General features: G+C 64.6%; 15 protein-coding genes. 3 read left to right on the top strand and 12 right to left on the bottom strand.

Features of this window, described 5'->3' with window-relative positions:
* Positions 1-182 precede the first annotated feature (182 nt).
* Positions 183-7,247 (top strand): TcdA/TcdB pore-forming domain-containing protein, encoded by a 7,065-nt coding sequence (locus tag KVG96_RS21495; RefSeq protein WP_217893834.1) that lies wholly within the window; start codon positions 183-185, stop codon positions 7,245-7,247.
* Positions 7,248-7,309: 62 nt separating this feature from the next.
* Here the strand turns inward: KVG96_RS21495 and KVG96_RS21490 are convergent, their stop codons facing one another.
* Positions 7,310-7,906, bottom strand: coding sequence for a MarC family protein (locus KVG96_RS21490; RefSeq protein WP_217893833.1), 597 nt, complete (start codon positions 7,904-7,906; stop codon positions 7,310-7,312).
* A gap of 252 nt (positions 7,907-8,158) precedes the next feature.
* On the opposite strand from KVG96_RS21490, the gene KVG96_RS21485 reads away from it, so the two are divergent.
* Positions 8,159-8,953: a hypothetical protein gene (locus KVG96_RS21485; RefSeq protein WP_217893832.1), complete on the top strand. Its 795-nt coding sequence runs from the start codon at positions 8,159-8,161 to the stop codon at positions 8,951-8,953.
* A gap of 62 nt (positions 8,954-9,015) precedes the next feature.
* Positions 9,016-9,732 (top strand): hypothetical protein, encoded by a 717-nt coding sequence (locus tag KVG96_RS21480; protein WP_217893831.1) that lies wholly within the window; start codon positions 9,016-9,018, stop codon positions 9,730-9,732.
* Here KVG96_RS21480 and KVG96_RS21475 read toward each other — a convergent pair whose 3' ends face one another.
* The 11 genes from KVG96_RS21475 to KVG96_RS21425 form a co-directional block, all read right to left on the bottom strand.
* Positions 9,733-12,510 carry a hybrid sensor histidine kinase/response regulator gene (locus KVG96_RS21475; protein ID WP_217893830.1) on the bottom strand — a complete coding sequence of 926 codons (2,778 nt, stop codon included), beginning with the start codon at positions 12,508-12,510 and terminating at the stop codon, positions 9,733-9,735.
* 102 nt (positions 12,511-12,612) lie between these two features.
* Positions 12,613-13,905, bottom strand: a complete 1,293-nt coding sequence (purD, locus tag KVG96_RS21470) for a phosphoribosylamine--glycine ligase (protein ID WP_217893829.1) — start codon at positions 13,903-13,905, stop codon at positions 12,613-12,615.
* 167 nt (positions 13,906-14,072) lie between these two features.
* Complete coding sequence (gene purH / locus KVG96_RS21465; RefSeq protein WP_217893828.1) at positions 14,073-15,680, bottom strand: bifunctional phosphoribosylaminoimidazolecarboxamide formyltransferase/IMP cyclohydrolase; 1,608 nt, start codon at positions 15,678-15,680, stop codon at positions 14,073-14,075.
* 83 nt (positions 15,681-15,763) lie between these two features.
* Positions 15,764-16,084 carry a DNA-binding transcriptional regulator Fis gene (fis, locus tag KVG96_RS21460; RefSeq protein WP_085582714.1) on the bottom strand — a complete coding sequence of 107 codons (321 nt, stop codon included), beginning with the start codon at positions 16,082-16,084 and terminating at the stop codon, positions 15,764-15,766.
* Positions 16,081-17,091, bottom strand: coding sequence for a tRNA dihydrouridine synthase DusB (gene dusB / locus KVG96_RS21455; protein WP_217893827.1), 1,011 nt, complete (start codon positions 17,089-17,091; stop codon positions 16,081-16,083). The genes fis and dusB overlap by 4 nt, the downstream gene beginning before the upstream one ends.
* A 185-nt stretch (positions 17,092-17,276) precedes the next feature.
* Positions 17,277-18,566 (bottom strand): DUF3426 domain-containing protein, encoded by a 1,290-nt coding sequence (locus tag KVG96_RS21450; RefSeq protein WP_217893826.1) that lies wholly within the window; start codon positions 18,564-18,566, stop codon positions 17,277-17,279.
* A gap of 30 nt (positions 18,567-18,596) precedes the next feature.
* Positions 18,597-19,475, bottom strand: a complete 879-nt coding sequence (prmA, locus tag KVG96_RS21445; protein WP_217893825.1) for a 50S ribosomal protein L11 methyltransferase — start codon at positions 19,473-19,475, stop codon at positions 18,597-18,599.
* A gap of 274 nt (positions 19,476-19,749) precedes the next feature.
* Complete coding sequence (gene accC, locus KVG96_RS21440) at positions 19,750-21,108, bottom strand: acetyl-CoA carboxylase biotin carboxylase subunit (RefSeq protein WP_085582703.1); 1,359 nt, start codon at positions 21,106-21,108, stop codon at positions 19,750-19,752.
* Positions 21,109-21,125: 17 nt separating this feature from the next.
* A complete protein-coding gene (gene accB, locus KVG96_RS21435; RefSeq protein WP_217893824.1) occupies positions 21,126-21,590 on the bottom strand; it encodes an acetyl-CoA carboxylase biotin carboxyl carrier protein in 465 nt (154 codons plus the stop codon).
* A gap of 48 nt (positions 21,591-21,638) precedes the next feature.
* On the bottom strand, positions 21,639-22,091 hold the full coding sequence (aroQ, locus tag KVG96_RS21430) for a type II 3-dehydroquinate dehydratase (RefSeq protein WP_085582699.1): 453 nt from the start codon (positions 22,089-22,091) through the stop codon (positions 21,639-21,641).
* A gap of 132 nt (positions 22,092-22,223) precedes the next feature.
* A complete protein-coding gene (locus tag KVG96_RS21425; protein WP_217893823.1) occupies positions 22,224-23,969 on the bottom strand; it encodes a protein-disulfide reductase DsbD in 1,746 nt (581 codons plus the stop codon).
* Between the last annotated feature and the right edge of the window lie 30 nt (positions 23,970-23,999).

Below are 23,999 nucleotides of genomic sequence, written 5' to 3'. Positions count from 1 at the left end.
GGCTCGAAAAGTGCCGGTAAACATTGTCGGCGTCATTTGGTTTGATCATGTTTCGTTGTTCTGTTTTCTGAAAAGAATTGCATTCGTTGCCAATGGAGCCGGGTGCCTGCGCTGGGTAGTTTGCCGTTGGACGCAGTTCTGCGTACTTCAAAAATGATCAGCGATGTCGAGGCATACATACCATGCAGGATGCAAAAGCCAGAAAGGATGAGGGGTACTGTGAGTTCATCGAACTGTTCAAGCTGAGCACGCTGGAACAGGCACTGAGCCCATTCAAGGGCAGTCAGGAATATGACGCGGTGTTGCGTTACTACTTCGCCTGTATCGCAAAACCCGAGTTGCACAGGTTGCAGGAGCCGCTGGCGCTGTTGAGGCAAACACTGGAGCCGATGCGTGACAGCATTCCGGCCCGGCAAGAGACCGACTCGCTGTCGCCGATCTGCGAAAAGATCGCCGCGTATGAAACCCGCGTGCAGAACAGCCTTGAACAACTGCGGACACCCGCCACCGAAGTGCCCAAGGTCATGCATTTCGTCTGGCTGGGCGGGGGCGTGGGCGAGATTCAGCGCGATTATCTCAACCTCTGGAAACAGGTGATGGAAGGACGTGGCTATGTCCTCAATCTCTGGTACGACAGCGATGCGTTGCTGGCCCACCAGACCCACAAGTTGATCGTCGAAGCCGCGAAGGCCGATGCGCTGCGACAGAGCGATGGCCGACGTATCGATGGGGACGAACTGGCGACGTTGTACGAAGAGCGCGCAATCGTGCTCAAGCAGCAGATGCAGGCCCATATCGAGGCGGCGGTTGCCGCCGGCCAATCGGCGGATGACGCCAGGATCGATCTTTTGGTCCGAGCCTACGGCCAGGATGCCGATGCGCTGCAGGAACGCATCACGCAAAACCTGCTCACCGTCACGGCCCTGGGGGACGATGTCCTGACGCTGCGCGACCTTGGCGATCTCGAGACGCCGATGGCCTTGCAGCACCTCTACGAACGGGAAACCCGCCTGCGCGGCAACCTGGCGGCGGCCTCCGACATCGTACGCCTGCATGCGCTGGCCAGCGAGGGCGGCAGCTATGCGGATGTCGACGGCTTGCCGCCGCTGGCGGAGCGGCTCGGCGCTGTCGACATCAGCGGCTGGGGCGCCGATGCCCGGCTCGGGGCCTTGCAACTGCTGCTGGACCGTAACCCTGGCTGGATGCCGGGCCGGCATGCCGTTCGCGAGCGCTACACCTCCTACTTCGAGTGTATACCCGAACCGTCCAGGGCCCTCCTCGATGTGTTCGCCAGCAGCCAGCCGTCGCTGAATGACGTCTTCCGGCAACCGGCAGACCGGTCGGCGAGACCGTTCGAATTGCGTGCTGTCGCTGAGTCCAATTCGTTGAGCAATGCTTTCCTGATGGCTCACCCCGGTGCCGGGATGATCGACGCTGTGCTGGATCGCATGCGCCTGAGCTACGACGTCATCGATGGCGCAACGAAGCTGGCCTGGGAGAGGGGAGTGGCGATCAGCGACAACGAGAGCATGGTGTCGCTTTCGCACGAGACCGTTGAGCAGGCGTTGGGGCCGTTGCGCGAGCTGCCGATGGAAGAAGAGGAAATCTTCGCCGGCTTACTGGCCGCCGCCGCTGCCGGTTACTTCCGTGACGGTATCCGCCCGCAAAGCGAGGGCACCATCTACCTGACCGGGCCCGCCGCCATGCGCGACGGCATGCGCAACTATCAGAAGCGGCACTTCACGCCGCAGGGCGCTGCGGCGTTGGGCAAAGACCTGGTCATCGTCCCTTTGGCGACGGTCAACCGCACGACGGAAGAGGAACAGGACCATTCCTGGAAAGACAACGGAACCGATCCGTTGCAGTGGGTCAGCGACGAACAGGCGCATTGGCGGAGCGGTCGGTACGCCACCCGTTACGGCGGCGACATCGTCCAACTGCTCAAGCATTCGACGGTCGAGTTCCAGTCCGGCTGGCCTGTGATCGAAGGACGGGCGGTGCTCTTGAGCGGCGTGCTGCAGCGCCTGGTCGATGCGTTGGGAGAGCCGTTGGTGCAGGCCATGCGCAGCGGCCATGACGGCAAAATCACGTTCGGCAAGCCGCTGCCGCTCAGTTTCGCCGACCGGCAAGCCATCAAGGCTCAGCCCGCTGACATTCTGCCGCCGGCCTTCCTGAGCGATGCCGGGAGCGCGGACGCAGGCGTGGACGAAGTCCTGGCCAAAATCGCCAAAGGCACCTTGAGCATCGTGCAGGCCGACCCCGTTCAGCGCCTGGCACTGGGCGTTCTGATGGGGGCGGGCTCGCTGGATAACCGGAGCCTGATGCAGTTGCATGGCGAGTTGGACAACCTGGCCAACAGCGTTGGCGAACAGGGCGCGTCCAATCGTTACACCGTCCTCGAACGGCATCTGTACAAGCGTCGTCCACCGGGCTTTGTGGAGGGGCTGGCCAGCGTCGCCGATGAGCCGGCCCAGTCCTCCGGCAGTGCGCTGGAGCTGAAAAAGCGCGCAATGCTCAACGCGCATACGCCGTTTCAATGGGGGCGCCATGTGGCGCGGATCCGGCAGCTTGCCACGCTCGAGCACCGGGTTCAGGTGCAGGAGCGCGTGGAGCAGGTGCTTCGGCGCTTCGAAGCGTCCAGCGTCAAACTGGTGCCCCAGGATCTGCTGCTGCAAGGTTCGGGGGACGCCATCGCAGGGCGTTGCTATCCCTTGTCATTGGTGATGGGGGCCGCCCTTGCGAAAGACGGGCAGGCGTCGCGACGCCTGCGCGAGCGTTTTTACCTGGCGGTCGTGGAGCCTGAGCAAGACGACTCCATCGCATTCCTGCAAGCGCTGGAGGAACTGCGCGATGTGCCCTTGAGCGAGGTGGGGCAGTCACGGGGGCGAGCCGACTTGAGCGAGATCCGCGCCCGACTGGAGACCTCCGGCGGCCATCTCGGCCTGATGCTCAATTCCGACAATCATGTGCTGCTCGCGGCGAAAACGGTCACTGCCGAGGGTGGTGCAACGCTGCATTTCTTCGACCCCAACTTCGGTCTGTTCGAGTTTGAGGATCCCGCCGCGTTTGAGCAGGCGCTGGCGGACTTTTTCATCGATGCCGGCATGGCCGATTACTATGCCGCCTTCGGCGAGCCCGCCCGCCCGCAGTTCGACGTGATCGAGCTTCAGGGCGAACGCGTGTCCGCCGTGCCGCTGTCCGCCGGGTTCAGGCTGGCGCAACTGCTGGAGTCCGACACGTTGCCGGGGCATCCCTCCACTCTGCCGGTACAGCGGCGCGTGGCACGTGCCCGTGGCAAATCGCTGAACGAAAATGCCCACCTTGGGCGCTCTCTGCTTGATCTGGACTGCCGCTGGTGGGCCCGGCAGATCGCCGATGCGACGTCGGGGCTGCAAGCGTTGCACGCCTCGTCCAAGCCTTGGGTGCCGCTGTTCGAAACCCTGGAGGTCACGCCTGAAAGCACCTACCGGATAACCCTGGTCGATCCTCTGGACGCGACCCATGTGGTGCAGGTCGTCAGCAAGGATCACCGCTTGTTGCGCATCAAGCAGTGGCTGACCGAGCGGTTCTCGACGCTGGCGAGCAAGCCCCACGGGGCAGGCGTGCCGTCGGAGGCCGTTGAGGCGGGCAGTGTCCACACGCTCAACGCCGGCTTCGCCCTCCAGTCGCTGATGATGGCCTTGCGTGGGCGTGAAGGGGATGGCCGCACGCTGACCCTGGCGGTGCGCCTGCACGGCTACGTGAATTATGCGCAGCTCGCCCATGGCCTGGCCGTTGATGCGGCCGGGCTCATGAAGCTGTACGGCGCCGCAATCAACGAGCCCGAAGCCATTGCCCGTACCTGCGCCCCGCTGGTCGGCGAAGCGTTGGGCCATGTCGCCGATGAAGGGGTGGGATCGTTGCTGGGGCTGGCCAACGTGGGATTTGACATCTACCAGCTGGCGACGGCGAAGAGCGAGGTGGACGTGGCCCGTTTCGGTACGCAGCTGGCGTTCGACTCCGCAGGCCTCACGGCAGGGCTGGGCGGTCTGGCGGCCGCCGCCACGGGGGCCGGTGCGGCCGCTGCGGTGCTGGGCGGGGCGGGCGTCATGCTGGGCGGCCTGGCGATCGGGGCGGCGGCGCTCGCCCAGGGCTTCGCCATGATCGCCGAAGAGGCGAAAACGGTCGGCCTGTTTTTCGACCATCTGGAAAAGGCCTGGAACGGTGCCGTCTACCGCTTCGACGACGCACTGCAGGCATGGGTCGTGGATCCGTCTTCCCTGATCATCGAATGCGTTGACTTGAGCAGCGGAACATTGACGCTCGGCAGCCCGAAGCTGTTCAGGCTGCGCGATCACTTCGGCGTGCCGGACATCAACCCGGATGAAGGGCAAGCCTTCAGTATCCGTGCGACCTGGGGGATCTCCAGCCGGATCAAGGCACCGTTGCCAGCAGGGCAGTGCATCGTTCTGCCGTGCACGCCGAATACGTATTACAGCTACGAGTACAAGGCCTTGCCGTTCGCGTCATGGCGTCATGACCCCGGTTTCGACGCGGCGCGCCGTCTCGAGCGTCGGGATGGCAGCGGACAATGGAAATTCCTCTTCTCCTTTTACTCCTTCCCCAGTCACTACATCGTGCATCGCCTGTTTCCCAACTACCGCCCCACCACCATCGAGGTGCGGCTGGATACGGCCGAACGGCGGTTGGCTGTACCGCTGGTGCCGCCGGCCTGGCACGGATTGCTGAACTACGCGCTCAAGGGCGTAGGCGGCACCTGCACGCTGTTGCTCAATCCGGGGGTGTCGGTCGAGTTGCATTCGGCCAGCCTGACGCGATGCCGCTGGGTGCTGCGGGCCGATTGGGTCAGTGAGCAGACGATCAAGGTTGCCTCTGGAGATCTGGCGATCGATGGCATCCTCGTCAAGTTCACCGGCAAGGGGCGGCATGATGTCGTGCTGGCCCTGGCCGACCGGCGCGTCTTCAGCGTCAACCTGTCTACCGGAAAACTGGATCTGCTGCAGGACACGGCGCCTGACGGCCTCGACGAGTCTGCGCTGCTCGAACGCTATAAAAAGCTTGCGCACGACCATCGCCTGGTCTTGCCGTACACACCGGTCAACCGTTACCTGATCCCGTTCGAGCCGCCGCAGGCGCCGCGCTACACCAAGGCCTGGTACGACGCGCAGGAAGACCGTTTCCTGTACATGCGCGACCTGGAGATCGACGAATCCGACGAGACCCGGCTGGCGTTGGTATCCGGTGGTTCTGCCTATTTCTATGATCCGGCGTCCTTTTTGATCTGGCAGGTCGATGCCACCAGCGGCCTGCCCCAGGCGGAGTACCGCTTGCTGCTCGGCAACGGTTCGATCCAGCGCATCGAAGCCGGTGCCCGAGGGGTGATTCACGTGGTGCAGCGGTATGTCGACGAACTGGGCGTCCGGGAGATCGGCTACCTGATTCATGACCGGCAATTGTTGCTCTGCTCGGTGACGTGCGGATCAGCCCCGAACCTGCGGGCGCAGGCATTGGCCGGTGACCGGCTGGCGGATTGGCGGCCGGTGCTGGGCGAGTACGGGATTTACGGGAATGTATCCGCGAAAGAGGGCGATACGAAGATCGAGTGGTCGCCTGCGCCCTACGTTTCGGTGTGTTGGCAATTGGATGAGGTGCGGCGTGATCTGGTCTGGATCCGCAGCCGCGACCGTCTGCTGATCAATCCGTTGCCGGCGCCGGGGCAGCCTCGGGGCTGGGAGGACGCGATCAAGGAACTGAACCGGCTGACGCTGCTGGTTCCGGCGCAGGGCCAAGAGGTCTACGTCGTTTACGACCGTTCGGCGCAAACCCTGTGTCGGTTGCAGCACACGCCCGGGGAACGGGCGGGGAGCTGGTCGCACACATGGATAGCGCCCGAACGGCTCAAACAGGTCGTCACGACGCCGGGAGGGTATGTCGCGATCACCAAAGACGGGCATTTCTTCAACCTGAACACCGACGGCCGGTTGCAGTTCGGCGGGCTTGCCGAGCACTGGTTGCAGGGCCGCCCTCGCTGGTGGGAGGCGCTCGGGGCGGTGGCGCAGCATTATCCGGTGGATCGCTTCGCCCTCATCGGCCTGCTCGACCATGGCGGGAATGGTCATCTGGGCGCCTGGTACATCGATCAACGGCTGCTGCTGTGCACGTCGGCGAACGGTGAACGGATCCGCTTGCTCGGTCTGACGCCGGACAGGCGCCAGGCCTGGCTGTTCGATCCGTCCGGCGCCAGGATCCTTTCTCAGGGCTTTGTCGATCCCGGACTTCTGGAACAAGCGTTCGCCAACGGTGCGCAGTTGCTGCGCAGCGGTCTACTGCCCGCGCCGCAGGAGGAGTGGGAGGACTGGCGCTTCAGCGACGTCAGGCGCGACGGCGCCGGGCTCAGAGGCACCACCGTGGACGGCGTGGAACTGGCCCTGCGCTTCGGGGAAACTGAGCGTGTGACCGGCGTCAACCACGCCTGGGTAGTTGCCCAAGGGGATCATCTGATCCACAACCTTCAAGCCCTGCTGCGCACCGTCGAGCACGACGGGTTTGTGTCCACCGAAGCGGAGCCCGGTGTGCGTCAATGGTACGACGTGGAGAACGCTTGCTTGGTCCGTGTCCTCGGCACGACCCTGCGCGACGATGACGAACTGCTGGGCACCCGACAGCGCACGCAGGTGCTGTTGCATGACCGACGTGACGAGTGCGTGCTCGTCTACCCGGGGGCGGCGCGCTTCGGGCCGTTCACGCATGTGCAACGCGATGCCGGGGTGATGGTGATCGAGGGGCGGAACCGGGTGACGGGTCTGCCTGCGCTGGTGCCCGACGGCGTCAGCACCTTGGTCCTGCGGGTGGGGCAGGGTGCGGTGACCTACTATCTGCCCACGGCGCTCTGGCTGGAGCGCGATTCAGTCATCGCCGACTGTCGGCCGTTGCCGGGAGAGACCGCGACGGTTCCGCCTAAGCTGGTCTGGTCGCTGGACGAACCGCTGAGGCTGCAGCTGCAGATCGTCGGCGAACATCTGGTGCTGACCGATCCCGACAGCGAACACTGCCTGATCCTCAGGGACGTATGCAGCGAGGATCCCCTGCTGCGCGGCGACGTGTTTCTTGCGTTGGGGCATCTTTCGTCGATGCCGGCTTCGCACCTTGTCCGGTTGTTGCGCAAGGGAAAGGAGGCGACGGGCAGCGCTACGTTGCAGAAGCTGTTGCGGTCGCGGAAGCGTCTCGTCAGCGCCGTGAGCGACTGACGGCCCGCCGACCGGAAGGCGTCGCAGGCTTGCCGGCCTGCGGCGCTTTTTTCGTGACCGGCTCAAGGCACCAGATAACCCTTCACCCCCGTGAAGATGATCTGCGCCGCCAGCGCGCAGACGAACAGCCCCATCAGGCGGCTGACGATCTGCAATCCCTGGTCGCCGAGAATCCGCTCGATGCGGTTCGACAGGTACAGCACCGCACCGACCGTGAAGCTGGCCATGGCGATGCTCATGATCGCCGTGAGCTTGTCGTCCCAGTGCGGCTGGCTGACGCCCATCACCAGCAGCGCACCGATGGTGCCGGGGCCGACGGTCAGCGGAATGGTCAGCGGCACGATGGTCACGTCCTGCTGCACGTTGTCGGCCTGCACCGCCGGTTTGCCCTGGGCCATGCCCAGCGCCGAGATGAACAGCACGCTGCCGGCGCCGATGCGGAACGCGTCCACGGTGATGCCGAACACATCGAAGATCACCCGCCCGAACAGGTACAGCAGGACGCTGGAGACCAGCGTGGCGATCGCCACCTTCCACGCCAGCCGGCGCTGTTCCTTGCGCGAATAGCCGCGGGTCAGGCTGATGAAACAGGACAGCACGAAGAACGGGCTGTAGAGCACCAGCATCTTCAGGTAAACGCTGAACAACTCGTGGAGCATGATGGAAACCCGCGTCGGCGAAAGTTGAGCGGAGTCTATCAGGCGCCGGACGGTCTGTCGGCGCATTCGGTATTTTGTTTATCGGTTAGTTGTTTTTATTGTTTGATGCGCTATTTAAGGGTTTTCGGCGGTTGTAAGTTTTTATTGTTATCTATTGGCAATATTTGTTGGCTTGTGGGGTTTTGATGAGTTTCGTAAGTTAGTCCTGCCGGTTCGGGAAGAGCCGGGTTAATTAAATAGGGAAGACAAAAGATGAATGCAAATACTGTTGTGACCGTAGCCGACCGCCTGGAGCGACTGAATGCCTATGATGTGTCCCCGTCGGACATCACCCTGGCCCCGCGCAGCCTCAACGGGTTGACGCCTTTCAACATCGAAGTGCCTGACCGTGCCTCTGTCGTGGGCGATGCCATTCTGGCGTTCGTGTCGGGCATGTCCGAACAGAACCGCTCGGATGTGCTGAACACCTATCTGTTCGCCTCGTTGGCCGCCAACAAGAAGTACCCGTTGGAAAGCCAGGGCAAAGAGTGGTACCAGACCTTCCTCACCGTCATGCAGGACGCCGGCTGGATCATCCTGAAGAAGTACTACGATTCCACTTCGGCGTCCGGAAAGAGTTTCAAGATGGATCAACTGGCGCTGACCATCCTGGGTTCCGCCCTGGCCGCTGCGGCGGTGCCCGGGCCGACCTCGGCGCTCCTGCTGAAGGTGGCGACCGATGCGATGGCTTCGCTGCAGGCCACCGACAAGCCGCTTCAGGTCTTCGACCAGAACATCCAGAACAAGGGCAACGGCGGTTTTGCGGTGGGTTCCTGCCTTGAGACCGAGGGGCGGGAAGTGATCCTGACCCTGGGCGCGGTGCGCTTCATCAACCGGGTCAACCAGACCAAGGTGCTGTTCGTGAATTGGGACAGCAGTTCGGTGGACCTGTACAAGGGCGAATCCAGCCTGACCATGGTGCCGGCCATCATCGGCAAGACCCGTGACATTATCGCCGGCAAGTTGGGTGACCGTGCCGTCAAGCAAATCAGCGAATGGGACATCTGATTTGACGTCATCGAGTGGCGACCACACAGTGGTCGCCACTTTTTCATGTGCAGGAGGCAAAGATGAAAGAGCAATACTCGGCTTATGCCAACTCAGGCGCCATTGTTTTGTTTCCGTGCGCAATGGATGAGCAGGAAAAACAAGATGTTCAACATTCGGTCTTGTTTGCGCAGTTGGCGGCCAACAAGAAGTTTCCGCTCACGGCGGATCCGGATGATTGGTATTCCATCTGGCAGCAAGTTCTGAAGGGCCAATGGCTGCAAAGGAGAGTGGAATGGAGCACGGTCACGCCGGGTCCGGGCATCGGGTTCAAGGCGATGGACGGGATGATCGGCGTTCTGCGGCCGGCGCTGGCCGAGGCAGGGGACTGGGTGCCGATCCTGCAGGCCGTCGCGGCGTTGCCGGTCACGGATCCGGCCATCGCGTTTCTTCAGGAGAGGATCCGGCAACCGGCGAGTTGCGAAGGGGCGGATCAGATTAACGCAAATCAACGGCATCGTTTTCTGGTGGTGGTGGCGCAACCCGGCCCTCGCTTGAGCGCCGCCTACGTGACGCTGACGTCTGCGGCTGGCGCCGAAGGCAATCCGTACGCCCGGACTTTCTCTGCGGATTCGCTCCGCGGGCCGCTGGAGCAACGCTTCTTTCAGGCGGACCTGGCGGCGCCGCTGTTCGACCCCGTTCGTGACACGCTGGCCAAGCGGCTGGAACCGCATGTCGACCTCATCAAGGCGATCGACTTCAGCCAGCCGGACAGTGTTCGCTGCGAACCGGCCGGTTGATCAGAGCGTTCGCACGGTGTTGCGGTTCTGCTGATCGCGCTGGGCCACCCAGTGTTCGATCAGTTCGCGCAACTGCGACAGTTCCACCGGCTTGGCCATGTGGCCATCCATGCCGGCCTGCCGCGCGCGTTCCTTGTGTTCGGCGAGGATGTGCGCGGTCAGGGCCACGATCGGCGTGCGGGTGCGTTGGTTGCCGACTTCCCAGGCCCGCAGCTGCTGGGTGGCGGAGAAGCCGTCGAGGATCGGCATTTCGCAGTCCATCAGCACCAGGTCGTAACGCTGGGCCTTCATGGCCTGCAAGGCCTCCTCGCCGTTGCTGGCGGTGTCCGGCTGCAGGTTGAGCTTGCCGAGCATGCCGCGGATCACCTTGGTGGAGATCGTGTTGTCTTCGGCCACCAGGATGCGGAAGTCGCTCGGCACCTTGACCGCCGCGCCGGGGACGGCCGGCTGCGGCTGGAACACGGTCTGGCCCTTGTTGCGCTGGTTCAGCTCGTCGGCCAGGGTGGTCTTGAGGGTGTAGCCGGCCACCGGCTTGGCCAGGATGCGCTTGACCCCGGAATTGCGCGCGATGATCTTGCTCGGCGCATTGCTGATGCCGGTGAGCATGATCAGCAGGATGTCGTGGTTCAGGCTCGGGTCTTCCTTGATCTTGGCCGCCAGCTGCATGCCGGTCATGCCCGGCATGTTCTGGTCCAGCAGCACCACGTCGAAGTAGTCGCGCAGGTGCGCCTTGGTGCGCAGCAGGGCCAGCGCCTCCTTGCCCGACGGCACGGCGCTGACGTTCAGGCCCCAGGCGCTGCACTGCTGCACCAGCACTTTGCGGCAGGTGTCGTTGTCGTCCACCACCAGCACCCGCGCGCCTTGCAGCGGGCTGTCGAGGTCGGAGGTCGGATGTTCGAGGCGGTCCGGATCCAGCGGCAGGGTCAGCCACAGGGTGCTGCCCTGGTTGGCGCCGCTCTTGATGCCGAATTCGCCCTGCATGAGCCGGATCAGTTGCCGTGCGATCACCAGCCCCAGGTTGCCGCCCAGCCGGTTGGCCGACAGGAAGTGCTTGCTGTGCAGTTCGGCGTGCAGCAGCGCGTCGCGCTCTTCCTGCTCCATCGGCTGGCCGCTGTCCTGCACGGCGATGCGCAGGCGCGGCTTGACGCTGCGGTCGTCGAGGGCGACGACGATCAGCACTTCGCCTTCGTCGGTCTTCTTCAGGGCGTTTTCCAGGAGGCTCAGCAGGGTCTGGCGCAGGCGGGTCGGGTCGCCGCTGATGACCCGCGGCACCTGGGGCTGGATGAAGCTGATCAGCTCGACGTTCTGCTGTTCGGCCTTGGCGCGGTAGATGCTCAGGCAGTCTTCGATCAGGGCGTTGAGGTCGAACTGCACGTCGTCGAGTTCGATCTGCCCGGACTCGAGGCGGGAGATGTCGAGGATCTCGTTGATCAGGGTCAGCAGTTCGTTGCCGGCGCTGTGGATGGTCTGCACGTAGTCGCGTTGCTTGACCGACAGCGGCGTGCCCAGCAGCAGTTCGGTCATGCCCAGCACGCCGTTCATCGGCGTGCGGATCTCGTGGCTGATCTTGGCCAGGAACTCGGCCTTGGCGTTGATCTCGGCGTTGCTCGCCGCCAGGTCGCGGCTGATGCTGAAACGGCTTTCGGTGATGCTGCGCTGACGCTCGCCCAGGGCGATGCTCATCAGCAGGCCGCTGATGCAGATGAACCCCATCAGGGTCATGATCAGGCCCTGCGGCGCGACCAGGGTCAGGCCCAGCAGGGCCGGCAGGATGATCAGCGTGCCGATGTTGAACACCACCATGGCGGCGACGAACAGGCGGGCCGGGCGGTAGCCTTTCTGCCAGTGGTAGCCGCCGACCAGCAGCATGCTCAGGCCGGCCAGGGCCACCAGGGCATAGGTGATGATGTTCAGCGGCAGGGTGTTGACGAACAACAGCAGCAGGCCGCAGATCACGGTGATCAAGATGTCGGCCAGCAGCAGCTTGTTGAGCGGGTGCGGGCCGATCGGCGCGAAGAAGCGGAAGGCGAACATCAGGCCGGCCGGGGCGGTCAGCAGCAGGGCCAGATAGGCGCCCGGGGTCTGGATCGCATGCCAGTCAGGCAGCCAGGGCCCGGCGAGGTTGAGCAGCAGCAACAGGCTGAGCCCCAGCAGGCCCTCGCAGACCGCCAGCCACAGGCAACTGCGCGAGCGGGTATAGCCGTAGCGGATCAGGTTGTGCAGGATCAGCATGCCCAGGCAGCCGAACAGCAGGCCGTAGAGCAGGGTCTGGTTCTGGTTGGCCGCCGACATCACCGCCGATTGCAGGGTGATGTGCGGGCGCAGCTGGTGGTCGGAGACCAGCCGCACGTAGACCTCGAGGGGCTTGTCGCGCTGGGGCAGCGGCACCAGGAAGTCGCTGCTGGGCAGGGGGCGGTCGACCTGGGGCTGGCCGGTGCCGCTTTCGCGCTGGTCGATCAGCGTGTCGCCGTCCAGCACGTAGAGATTGAGGTGCGACAGGTCAGGGGCGAAGATCCGCAGCACTTGCTCGTGCTTGCCGGCGGCCAGCCTGAAACGCAGCCACAGTGCGCCGTCGGGCTCCGCCGCCGTGAGGCGGTCGAGGTCGATGGGGCTGAATTGGTTGGTGTAGCGGGGCGAGCGGATGTCGCTCAGCTGCAGGTTGCCCTGTTCGTCGAGCAATACCGCCCAGCCACTGCCTTGTCCGGCCTGGGCCGGCAGCATGCAGAGCAGGGTCAACAGTGTGACGGTGAAGCCTATGGCGATCCTGAGCCAGCGCACGGCGAAATCCCTTCGTAGGTTGGTGCCAGAATATAACGATGCGCAGCGTCGGAACAGTCCGGCCGGGGGATGGCCCCCCGACCGGCCGTCACGGACAACGGATCAGCGGGATTCGCCGCGCTCACGGGCGATGGCGCGGTAGCCGATGTCCTTGCGGTAGAAGCAGCCTTCCCAGTCGATCGCCGCCGCCAGGCGGTAGGCCTGCTGCTGGGCCGCGCCGACGCTGTCGCCCATGGCGGTGGCGCAGAGCACACGGCCGCCGGCGGTCACGATCTGGCCGTCCTTCTGCGCGGTGCCGGCGTGGAAAACCTTGCCTTCCAGCGCGGCGGCAGCGTCCAGGCCGTTGATCGCGGCGCCCTTGGCGTAGTCGCCCGGATAGCCGCCGGCGGCCAGCACGATGCCGACGCTCGGGCGCGGATCCCACTGCGCTTCGACCTTGTCCAGCGCCTGGGCCAGGGCGGCCTCGACCAGCAGCACCAGGCTCGACTGCAGGCGCAGCATCACCGGTTGGGTCTCCGGGTCGCCGAAGCGGCAGTTGAACTCGATGACCTTCGGGTTGCCGGCCTTGTCGATCATCAGCCCCGCGTACAGGAAGCCGGTGTAGACGTTGCCTTCGGCGGCCATGCCGCGCACGGTCGGCCAGATCACCTGGTCCATCACGCGCTGGTGCACATCGGCGGTGACCACCGGGGCCGGGGAGTAGGCGCCCATGCCGCCGGTGTTCGGGCCGCTGTCGCCGTCGCCGACGCGCTTGTGGTCCTGGCTGGTGGCCATCGGCAGGACGTTCTTGCCGTCGACCATGACGATGAAGCTGGCTTCCTCGCCGTCGAGGAATTCCTCGATGACCACGCGCGAACCGGCGTCGCCGAAGGCGTTGCCGGCGAGCATGTCGCGCACGGCGTCTTCGGCTTCGGCCAGGGTCATGGCGACGATCACGCCTTTGCCGGCGGCCAGGCCGTCGGCCTTGATCACGATCGGCGCGCCTTTTTCACGCAGGTAGGCCAGGGCCGGCTCGATCTCGGTGAAGTTCTGGTAGTCGGCGGTCGGGATCTTGTGGCGGGCCAGGAAGTCCTTGGTGAAGGCCTTCGAGCCTTCGAGCTGCGCGGCGCCCTGGGTCGGGCCGAAGCAGTCCAGGCCACGGGCGCGGAACAGGTCGACGACGCCGGCCACCAGCGGCACTTCCGGGCCGACGATGGTCAGGGAAACGTTCTTCTCGGCGAAGTCGGCCAGTTGCTCCAGGGCCAGCACGTCGATGGCGACGTTTTCGCACTTGGCCTCAATGGCGGTGCCGGCGTTGCCCGGCGCCACGAAAACCTTCTGCACGCGCGGATCCTGAGCCACTTTCCAGGCCAGGGCGTGTTCACGGCCACCGCTGCCGATGATCAAAATGTTCAAAGAAAGACTCCTTCGGAGAAGCTGCTAGCTACAAGCCGCAAGCAAGAGCGAATGCGTGGCTCTCGATTACAGCTTATGGCTCTGAATTGAAAAGGCTGCATCTGCAAGGAAGAGCGACACCCGTCTGCTCTTCCTTGCAGCTTGCAGCTTGAAGCGTGGAACTGCACTCAGTGCCTGAAATGGCGCATGCCGGTGAAGACCATGGCGATGCCGGCCTCGTCGGCCGCTGCGATCACTTCGCTGTCGCGCATCGAACCACCCGGCTGGATCACCGCAGTGATGCCGACCTTGGCCGCGTTGTCCAGACCGTCGCGGAACGGGAAGAACGCATCGGACGCCATCACGGAACCTGCGACCTGCAGACCGGCGTGCTCGGCCTTGATCGCGGCGATGCGGGCGGAGTTCACGCGGCTCATCTGGCCGGCGCCGACACCGATGGTCTGACGGTTCTTGGCGTAGACGATGGCGTTGGACTTGACGAACTTGGCCACTTTCCAGGCGAAGATCAGGTCGTTGATTTCCTGCTCGGTCGGCGCGCGCTTGGTCACGACCTTCAGGTCGTCGGCGCTGATCATGCCGATGTCGCGGCTCTGCACCAGCAGGCCGCCGTTGACGCGCTTGTAGTCCCAGGCCGGGCTGCGGTCGGCCGACCACTCGCCGCAGGCCAGCAGGCGCACGTTGGCCTTGGCGGCCACCACGGCACGGGCTTCTTCGCTGACGCTCGGGGCAATGATCACTTCGACGAACTGGCGCTCGACGATGGCCTTGGCGGTCTCGGCGTCCAGTTCGCGGTTGAAGGCGATGATGCCGCCGAACGCCGACTCGGTGTCGGTGGCGTAGGCCAGTTCATAGGCCTGGCGGATGCCGCCTTCGGCGTCCGGGCTCACGGCCACGCCGCACGGGTTGGCGTGCTTGACGATGACGCAGGCCGGCTTGACGAAGCTCTTCACGCATTCCAGCGCGGCGTCGGTGTCGGCCACGTTGTTGTACGACAGTTCCTTGCCTTGCAGCTGGGTGGCGGTGGCGATGCCGGCTTCGGCCGGTTTGGCTTCCACATAGAACGCCGCGCTCTGGTGCGGGTTCTCGCCGTAGCGCATTTCCTGGGCCTTGATGAACTGGCTGTTGAAGGTGCGCGGGAATTCGCTGCGGCCTTCGGTGCTCAGCACGTCGCTGGCCTGGTTCACGGTGCCCATGTAGTTGGCGATCATGCCGTCGTAGGCGGCGGTGTGCTCGAAGGCCTTGAGCATCAGGTCGAAGCGCTGGGCGTAGGTCAGGCCGCCGGCCTTGAGGTTCTCCAGGACGTTGGCGTAGTCGCTGGCGTTCACCACGATGGCGACGTCTTTATGGTTTTTCGCCGCCGAACGCACCATGGTCGGCCCGCCGATGTCGATGTTCTCGATGGCGGTCGGCAGGTCGCAGCCGGGCTTGCTGATGGTGGCTTCGAACGGGTAGAGGTTGACCGCGACCAGATCGATCGGCTTGATGCCGTGCTCGTTCATGATGGCGTCGTCGGTGCCGCGACGGCCGAGGATGCCGCCGTGGATTTTCGGGTGCAGGGTCTTCACCCGGCCGTCCATCATCTCGGCGAAACCGGTGTAGTCCGCGACTTCCACTGCGGACACGCCATTGTCCTGCAGCAGCTTGAAGGTCCCGCCGGTGGAAAGGATTTCCACGCCCAGGGCTTCCAGCTCCCTGGCGAATTCGAGGATCCCGGTCTTGTCGGAAACGCTGATCAAGGCGCGGCGGATCGGCAGGCGGGTAGTCTGGTCGGTCATCTCAATTTCCATCAAAAGCAAGGGAAGTCAGCAAAAAAGGCGACCGGTTTTACGCGGGCGCCTTTCTGGTTGGTATTGAATGCTTACAGCAAATCGTACTGCTTGAGTTTCTTGCGCAGCGTGCCGCGGTTCAGTCCGAGCAGCTCGCTGGCCTTGGTCTGGTTGCCCTTGACGTAGTTCATCACGCTTTCGAGCAGGGGAGCCTCGACTTCGGAGAGCACCAGGTTGTACACGTCCGTGACGGTTGCGCCCTCGAGGTGGGCGAAATAATTGTGCAGCGCCTTCTCGACACTCCCGCGAAGGGTCTGGCCTTCTTCGCTCGGCGTATTGAGGTGCTGTTTCAAATTCACGTTGTCGCTCACGGGTGTTGTTCCACTCACTAAAGTCTCGGTCATCATCGTCATGCGGCCACCCCTTCTCCGTCCCCTGTCAGGCTCTTGTAACGTTCGGCGAAGAACTCCCGAACGTTGGCGCATTGTGTTTCCGTACCATCCAAACGATTGAAGCGGGCGCGGAACTCCCTGGCGCCCGGCAGGGTTGCGAGATACCAGCCCACATGCTTGCGGGCGATGCGCACGCCCATCACGTCCCCATAGAACGCGTGGAGGGCGGCCAGATGCTCAAGCAGAATGCGTTCCACCTCGATCAGCTCCGGCGCCGGCAGCTTTTCGCCGGTGCGCAGGAAATGCTCGACCTCACGGAAAATCCACGGCCGCCCCTGGGCGGCCCGGCCGATCAGCAGGCCGTCGGCGCCGGTCGCGTCAAGCACGTGCCGGGCCTTTTCCGGCGAATCGATGTCGCCGTTGGCGAAGACCGGGATCGACACCGCCTGCTTGATCGCGGCGATCGTGTCGTACTCGGCTTCACCGGTGTACAGGTCGGCGCGGGTGCGGCCATGCACCGCCAGCGCCGTGATGCCGGCCTGTTCGGCGATCTTCGCCACGGTCAGGCCGTTCTTGTTCTCGCGATCCCATCCGGTGCGGATCTTCAGGGTCACCGGCACATCGACCGCCGCCACCACGGCGTGCAGGATCTCGGTGACCAGCGCCTCATCCTTCAGCAACGCGGAGCCGGCGGCCTTGTTGCAGACCTTCTTGGCCGGGCAACCCATGTTGATGTCGATGATCTGCGCGCCCAGCTCGACGTTGGCCCGGGCCGCGTCCGCCAGCATCTGCGCATCGCCGCCGGCGATCTGCACCGAGCGCGGCTCGGGATCGCCTTCGTGGATCATGCGCATGCGCGACTTGCGGGTGTTCCACAGGCTCATGTCGCTGGTGACCATTTCCGAGACCACGAGCCCGGCGCCCAGACGCTTGCAAAGCTGCCGGAAGGGCTGGTCGGTGACCCCCGCCATCGGGGCGAGGACCAAGCCGTTCTGCAATGTGTATGGGCCGATGCGTACCGCCGACATAGGACTTCCCTGAAGTGGGGCCGGATCATGAGAGTTCGAAAAAGGGTTGGCATGATACCCGCTCTCGATGACTGGATAAAGGCTGAATTGAACAAAATCTGAACAGTTATTCTATTATCGCCAGCGGTTTGGTCGAGCCGGGCAAAGTCAGAAAACCGCCGCCAATCGCGCAGCGGCCGGGCGTTTCACTCGGGGGAGTGGAAACTCAGACTGTAGTTCACCGCTTTGGCCCCGGGGTCGAGGATGTCCAGCGCGATGTGGATCGGCGTCTGCGGCGGCATCTCCGCCATGCCTTCGAGGTCGCCGTTGAGGTACTCGCCGGGCTTGAAGCGACGGCTGGCGATCAGGTGCCCGTTGAGGTCGGCGAAGCGCAGCTCCAGCAACGGGAACGGTTGGGAGAACGGGGCGCGGTTGTAGATGATCGCATCGACCACCAGCGCGCCGCTGAATTCCGGATGGCTGCGCACCACCAGGTTGCTGCTCTTGATCTTGGCGATGTCGACCTTCGACGGCACCGTGCAGCCGATCTGCGGGCACAGTTGCTGGAACCACGGACGGTACTGGTCCTGGCGGGCCAGTTCGTCGAAATGGTAGGCCACGTACTGGCCGGCCAAGCCGGCGGCGGCGAGGAGGATCAGCAGCAGCCAGAGAAAGCGCCGGCCCCAAGGGGAGCGGCGTTTCTGCCAGTCCAGCTGCAGCGGGTCGTCGGTCAGTTCCTGCAGCACTTCGGCGCGTACGCCGGAGGCTGCGCGCTCGCCGCGTTCGCGTTTCTTGCGCAGGGGCTCGACCGACGGCAGTTCGCCTTCGGGGTCGTCGTCCGCGGACAGGCGCTCCTGACGGGCGGCGGGGTCGATCGGGTCGTGCAGCCGCAGTTGCGGGATCGGCGGCTCGTCATCCAGATCCACCGGCTCCAGCGACAGCGACGGCTCCGTGCGCTGCGCTCTGGCCGGTTCCGGCTCGACGGCCGGCGGTTCGTCGTCCGGCTCCGGCGCGGCCATCCGTTCGTCCGCCGGTTCGCTGAACAGGCTGTCGGGCCATGCCCCGTCATCCGGCTCGTGGCTGTCGCGGCGGGCGCTCAGGGACTCTTCGCGGGGGCGGCCGGACTCGGTGATCGGCTGGATTTCCCGCTGTTCGAGGCGGGCGAGCTCTTCGTCCAGGTCCAGGCTGTCGAGATCCAGCTCGGCGGCGCTCCATTGTTTCTGGCTGATGGCGCGCGGCGCTGCCGGTTCGACGGGGGCGGCCGGCTGCGGCGCAGTGACCGCAGGTTCCGCGGGGCGCGGCGGTTCGGCCGGCGCCGGCGCTGCCTGTGCAGCCGTTTCCCTGCCGGCCCGTTGTTCAAGCAGCTGTTTGGCGGCGTTGAACACTTGCAGGCACGAGCCGCAACGAACCACCCCGCGGGCCACGCTCAATTGGGCGTGGCTGACGCGAAAGCTGGTTTGGCAATGCGGGCACTGGGTGACGAAACTGTCGGTCATGCGAGGATCCGGATTGTGCAGGCGGCCATTCTAGCGCCGACGGCCGGTGATGCGCACCCAGCCGTCACGGTTGGCGATCGGATCCAGGTCGAAGTCCCGGGCGTAGGCGGCGGCGACTTCGTCGCCCTGTTCGGCGAGGATGCCGGACAGCGCCAGGCGTCCGCCGGGCTTGACCAGGCCGGACAGTTGCGCAGCGAGGGAGACCAGCGGGCCGGCCAGGATGTTGGCCACCAGCACGTCGGCCTTTTCCTGCGGCAGATCCTGCGGCAGGTACAGCGGGAACAGTTCGTCGGCGATGCCGTTGCGCCCGGCGTTGTCGCGGGAGGCTTCCAGCGCCTGCACGTCGATGTCGGTGCCGACCGCTTCCTTGGCGCCCAGCAGCAGGGCGGCGATGGCCAGGATCCCCGAGCCGCAGCCGAAGTCCAGCACGTTGCAGCCTTTGAGGTCCTGGCCGTCGAGCCATTCCAGGCACAGGGCGGTGGTCGGGTGGGTGCCGGTGCCGAACGCCAGGCCCGGATCCAGCAGCAGGTTGACCGCGCCGGGCTCGGGTGCGGCGTGCCAGCTCGGCACGATCCACAGGCGCTGGCCGAAGCGCATCGGCTGGAAGTTGTCCATCCAGCTGCGTTCCCAGTCCTGGTCTTCGATCACTTCGCTGTGGTGCTCGGGCAGCGGGCTGCCGGTCAGCAGTTCCAGGTGGGCCAGCACGGCGGCGGCTTCGGTGCCGCCCTCGAACAGGGCCAGCAGATGGGTGTGCGACCACAGCGGGGTGGTGTTGAGTTCCGGCTCGAAGATCGGTTGGTCTTCGGCGTCCATGAAGGTCACCGACACGGCGCCCACTTCAAGGAAAGCGTCTTCGTAGGTTTCGGCTTGTTCTGGGCTGATGGCGAGACGGACTTGCAGCCAAGGCATGGCGGGCACCTGTGAAAAAGATTGATGTGCAGCCTAGCGGTCTGCGCGAAGCGCGCAAGTTTACGCGAGCGCACGGCGTTTGTGGGAGCAGTGTTAACCGCAGCCTTTCCCCTGTAGGAGCGAGCCTGCTCGCGAAGGCGGTGTGCCAGTCACCGTATGTGTTGAATGTGCCGACGTCATCGCGAGCAGGTTCGCTCCCACAAGGGAAGGGGCAAGAAATCTGCGGATACGACAAGGCCGCCCGGAGGCGGCCTTGTCGTGCGCAGGCTGAAGCTTAGTGCTTGTCGCCGGCCAGCTTGTGCTCGAGGTAGTGAATGTTCACGCCCCCTTTGCAGAAGCCTTCGTCGCGGGTCAGGTCACGATGCAGCGGGATGTTGGTCTTGATCCCGTCCACCACGATTTCGTCCAGGGCGTTGCGCATGCGTGCCATGGCTTCGTCGCGGGTGGCGCCGTAGGTGATCAGCTTGCCGATCAGCGAGTCGTAGTTCGGCGGAACCGCATAACCGCTGTACAGGTGCGAATCGACGCGAACGCCGTTGCCGCCTGGTGCGTGGAAATGCTTGACCGTGCCCGGGCTCGGCATGAAGGTCTTCGGGTCTTCGGCGTTGATCCGGCACTCTAGGGAGTGACCGCGGATGACCACGTCGTCCTGGGTGAAGGACAGCTTGTTGCCGGCGGCGATGCTGAGCATCTCCTTGACGATGTCGATGCCGGTGACCATCTCCGAAACCGGGTGCTCCACCTGAACGCGGGTGTTCATCTCGATGAAGTAGAACCGGCCGTTCTCGTACAGGAACTCGAAGGTGCCGGCGCCGCGGTAGCCGATGTCGATGCACGCCTGGACGCAGCGGGCGAGGACTTCCTTGCGGGCCTGCTCGTCGATGCCCGGTGCCGGCGCTTCTTCGAGGACCTTCTGGTGACGGCGCTGCAGCGAGCAGTCGCGGTCGCCCAGGTGGATGGCGTTGCCTTGGCCGTCGGAGAGCACTTGCACTTCGACGTGGCGCGGGTTGGTCAGGAACTTTTCCAGATAGACCATCGGGTTGCCGAACGCTGCGCCCGCTTCGGAGCGGGTCAGTTTCGCCGAGGCGATCAGGTCTTCTTCCTTGTGCACCACGCGCATGCCGCGACCGCCGCCGCCGCCGGCGGCCTTGATGATCACCGGGTAGCCGACTTCACGGCCGATGCGCAGCGCCGTCTCTTCGTCTTCCGGCAGCGGGCCGTCGGAGCCCGGTACGGTCGGAACGCCGGCGGTGATCATCGCGTGCTTGGCCGAAACCTTGTCGCCCATCAGGCGAATGGTGTCGGCCTTCGGGCCGATGAAGGCGAAGCCGGAGTTCTCGACCTGCTCGGCGAAGTCCGCGTTTTCCGCGAGGAAGCCGTAGCCTGGGTGAATGGCGGTGGCGCCGGTCACTTCGGCGGCGGCGATGATCGCCGGGATGTGCAGGTAGGAGTGCGCGGCGGAAGCCGGGCCGATGCAGACGGATTCGTCCGCCAGGCCCAGGTGCATCAGCTCTTTGTCGGCCTTGGAGTAAACGGCGACGGTCTTGATGCCCATCTCTTTGCAGGCACGCAGAATCCGCAGGGCGATCTCACCGCGGTTAGCGATCAGAACTTTTTCCAACTTCGCAGTCATCAAAGGCTCTCCGCAGTTCAAACGATGGTGAACAGCGGTTGGTCGAACTCAACCGGCTGACCGTCTTCGACGAGGATGGATTCGATCACGCCGCTGGCTTCCGCCTCGATGTGGTTCATCATCTTCATGGCTTCGACGATGCACAGGGTGTCGCCTTTCTTCACGGTCTGGCCGACTTCAACGAAGGCCGGCGAGGTCGGCGATGCCTTGCGGTAGAAAGTGCCGACCATCGGCGAACGGGCGACGGTGCCGTTCAGCGCTGGCGCGGCAGCGGCGGCCGGGGCAGCGGCCACAGGGGCGGCGGCCGGAGCGGCTGGCGCTGCGGCGGCGACCGGAGCCGGTGCCGGTGCGTAGTACTGCTGCGGCGCAACCTTGCTGTTGCGGCTGATGCGTACGGACTCTTCGCCTTCCTTGATCTCGAGCTCGTCGATGCCGGACTCTTCCAGCAATTCGATCAATTTCTTAACTTTACGGATATCCATGAATCATCAACTCCCAAGGGTCGGTCAGGGGCGTTTAACGCTTGTTGTTCAAGCCGTTGCCTGTCGTTCAAGCTGTTCCAGGGCGGCCTCCAGGGCCAGTCGGTAACCGCTGGCGCCAAGGCCGCAGATCACTCCCACCGCAACATCGGAGAAGTAGGAGTGATGGCGGAAAGGTTCGCGTTTGTGCACGTTGGACAGATGCACTTCGATGAATGGGATGCTCACCGCCAGCAGCGCGTCACGTAATGCGACACTTGTGTGCGTAAAAGCCGCCGGATTGATCAGGATGAAGTCCACGCCCTCGTCGCGGGCGGCGTGGATCCGGTCGATCAGTTCGTACTCGGCGTTGCTCTGCAGGTACAGCAGATGATGGCCGGCTTCGCGGGCGCGGCGCTCCAGGTCCTGGTTGATCTGCGCCAGGGTGGTCGAGCCGTAGGTGCCCGGTTCCCGGGTGCCGAGCAGGTTCAGGTTGGGGCCGTGCAGCACCAATAGCGTTGCCATCTGCGTGTACCTTGTTTGGGGTGAGCCTTCATCGGAACCCGGCGACTATGCCGCAAAGACTTTGTGACTGTCCAGTTCTCTGCAATAGCCAGCACGATGCCCGATGTTTGCGCAAAGTATGTGACCGAGTGATTAAATCCGGTCATTCGCCCGGCGGATTCGCTCAAGGAAGCCGGCCGCGCCGATCTCGCCGATCACCCGCACATCAAGGCGTTCGTTGCCGTCCTTGCCGAAGAACATCAGCGCCGGCGGGCCGAACAAGGCGTAGCGGTCGAGCAGGGTGCGCTGTTCGGCGGTGCTTGCGGTGATGTCGAAACGGATCAGCCGGTAGCCCTTGAGCCGTTCCATGACCGTGGCGTCGTTGAGCACTTCGTGTTCGATGACCTTGCAACTGATGCACCAGTCGGCGTACCAGTCGAGCAGCAGCGGGGTGCCGGCGGACTTTGCCTCCAACAGCGCGCGGTCCAGCTCCGCCGGGGTGCTGACGGTCTGCCACCGGCTGCTGTCCTGGGCCGGTGCGTCACGTTGAGCCATGCGCGGGGCGATGGGGTTCAGCGGGTCGGTCTGGCCGCTGAACGCGCCGTACCAGCAGGCCAGCGCATAGAACACCAGGAACATCCCCAGCAACTGACCGAGGCGTTTGCGCGGCGGCTTGTAGACGAACTCCAGCGCGCCGAGGAACAGGCCCGCGCCGCCGGCCAGCAGCCCGATCAGCAGCAGCGTGACCTGGCCCGGCAGCACGCGGCTGAGCAAACCGATCGACAGCCCCAGCAACAGCACACCGATGCCGTTCTTCACGTACATCATCCACGGACCGCTTTTCGGCAGCCACGCGGCGCCGCCGGTGGCCACCAGCAACAGCGGCGCGCCCATGCCCAGGCCGAGCATGAACAGCTTCAGCCCGCCGCCCAGGGCATCGCCGCTGGCGCTTATATAAAGCAGCGCACCGGCCAAAGGCGCCGAGACGCACGGCGACACCAGCAGGCTCGACACCACGCCCAGCACCGCCGCGCCCCACAGCGAACCGCCTTCGGTGCGCCCGGCGATGCGGTCGAGGCGGCTGCTGATGAAGTGCGGCAGTTTGAGTTCGAATACGCCGAACATCGCCAGGGCGAACACCGCAAAGAACAGGGCGAACGGCACCAGCACCCACGCCGACTGCAACCGCGCCTGGAGGTTGAGCTGTGCACCGAACAACCCCATCAGCGCCCCCAGCAGGGCAAAGCACGCGGCCATCGGCAGCACATAGGCGAGCGACAGGTTGAACCCGCGCCACCCGCCGACCTGGCCGCGCAGCACCACGCCGGAAAGGATCGGCAGCATCGGCAACACGCAAGGCGTGAACGTCAGGCCCAGGCCCGCGAGGAAAAACAGCGCCAGGTCGCGCCAGTCCCAGGCAGGCGCCGCCGTGCCGGCCGAAGCGCTGCCTTCGATGTTCAGCCGCTCGGTCTCCGGCGGATAGCACAAGCCCTTGTCCGCGCAGCCCTGATAGGTGACGGCAAGCGTGAAGGGACGCGCATCGTTGCGCGGCAGTTCGACATCGGTGATGCCGTGGTAGACCTCCACGTCACCGAAGAACTCGTCGTGCTTCTGCTCGCCCGGCGGCAGTTGCGCGGCAGCCAGCGGCACGTCGGCCGGGTCGGTGCGGAACTGGAAACGGTGGCGGTAGAGGTAATAGCCCTCGGTGGCGACGAAGCGCAGCCTGACCGATTGCGGCGTGGCTTCGACCAGGCTCAGCCGAAAGGCTTCGCGCACCGGCAGGAAGTCGGCGCTGTTGTTGATCGAGCCCAGGGAGGCGCTGGGTTTGCTGTCGAACAGCCCGGCGGCGCCGGCCGGCAGGGTGAAGGCGAACAGCAGCAGGCAGAGCAAACGGCGCATGACAATCTCGCGTATCGGAATTGAGGGCAT

It is taken from the genome of Pseudomonas ekonensis (assembly GCF_019145435.1).
GTDB classification, from domain to species: domain Bacteria; phylum Pseudomonadota; class Gammaproteobacteria; order Pseudomonadales; family Pseudomonadaceae; genus Aquipseudomonas; species Aquipseudomonas ekonensis.
This window is presented reverse-complemented; position numbering and strand designations above follow the sequence as displayed.

What these genes read in the sequence shown, in the direction of transcription:
- KVG96_RS21495 (WP_217893834.1), top strand. Translation starts at nt 183, where the DNA reads ATGCAGGATGCAAAAGCCAGAAAGGATGAGGGGTACTGTGAGTTCATC.
- KVG96_RS21490 (WP_217893833.1), bottom strand. Translation starts at nt 7,906, where the DNA reads ATGCTCCACGAGTTGTTCAGCGTTTACCTGAAGATGCTGGTGCTCTAC.
- KVG96_RS21485 (WP_217893832.1), top strand. Translation starts at nt 8,159, where the DNA reads ATGAATGCAAATACTGTTGTGACCGTAGCCGACCGCCTGGAGCGACTG.
- KVG96_RS21480 (WP_217893831.1), top strand. Translation starts at nt 9,016, where the DNA reads ATGAAAGAGCAATACTCGGCTTATGCCAACTCAGGCGCCATTGTTTTG.
- purH (WP_217893828.1), bottom strand. Translation starts at nt 15,680, where the DNA reads ATGACCGACCAGACTACCCGCCTGCCGATCCGCCGCGCCTTGATCAGC.
- fis (WP_085582714.1), bottom strand. Translation starts at nt 16,084, where the DNA reads ATGACGATGATGACCGAGACTTTAGTGAGTGGAACAACACCCGTGAGC.
- dusB (WP_217893827.1), bottom strand. Translation starts at nt 17,091, where the DNA reads ATGTCGGCGGTACGCATCGGCCCATACACATTGCAGAACGGCTTGGTC.
- KVG96_RS21450 (WP_217893826.1), bottom strand. Translation starts at nt 18,566, where the DNA reads ATGACCGACAGTTTCGTCACCCAGTGCCCGCATTGCCAAACCAGCTTT.
- prmA (WP_217893825.1), bottom strand. Translation starts at nt 19,475, where the DNA reads ATGCCTTGGCTGCAAGTCCGTCTCGCCATCAGCCCAGAACAAGCCGAA.
- accC (WP_085582703.1), bottom strand. Translation starts at nt 21,108, where the DNA reads ATGACTGCGAAGTTGGAAAAAGTTCTGATCGCTAACCGCGGTGAGATC.
- accB (WP_217893824.1), bottom strand. Translation starts at nt 21,590, where the DNA reads ATGGATATCCGTAAAGTTAAGAAATTGATCGAATTGCTGGAAGAGTCC.
- aroQ (WP_085582699.1), bottom strand. Translation starts at nt 22,091, where the DNA reads ATGGCAACGCTATTGGTGCTGCACGGCCCCAACCTGAACCTGCTCGGC.
- KVG96_RS21425 (WP_217893823.1), bottom strand. Translation starts at nt 23,969, where the DNA reads ATGCGCCGTTTGCTCTGCCTGCTGCTGTTCGCCTTCACCCTGCCGGCC.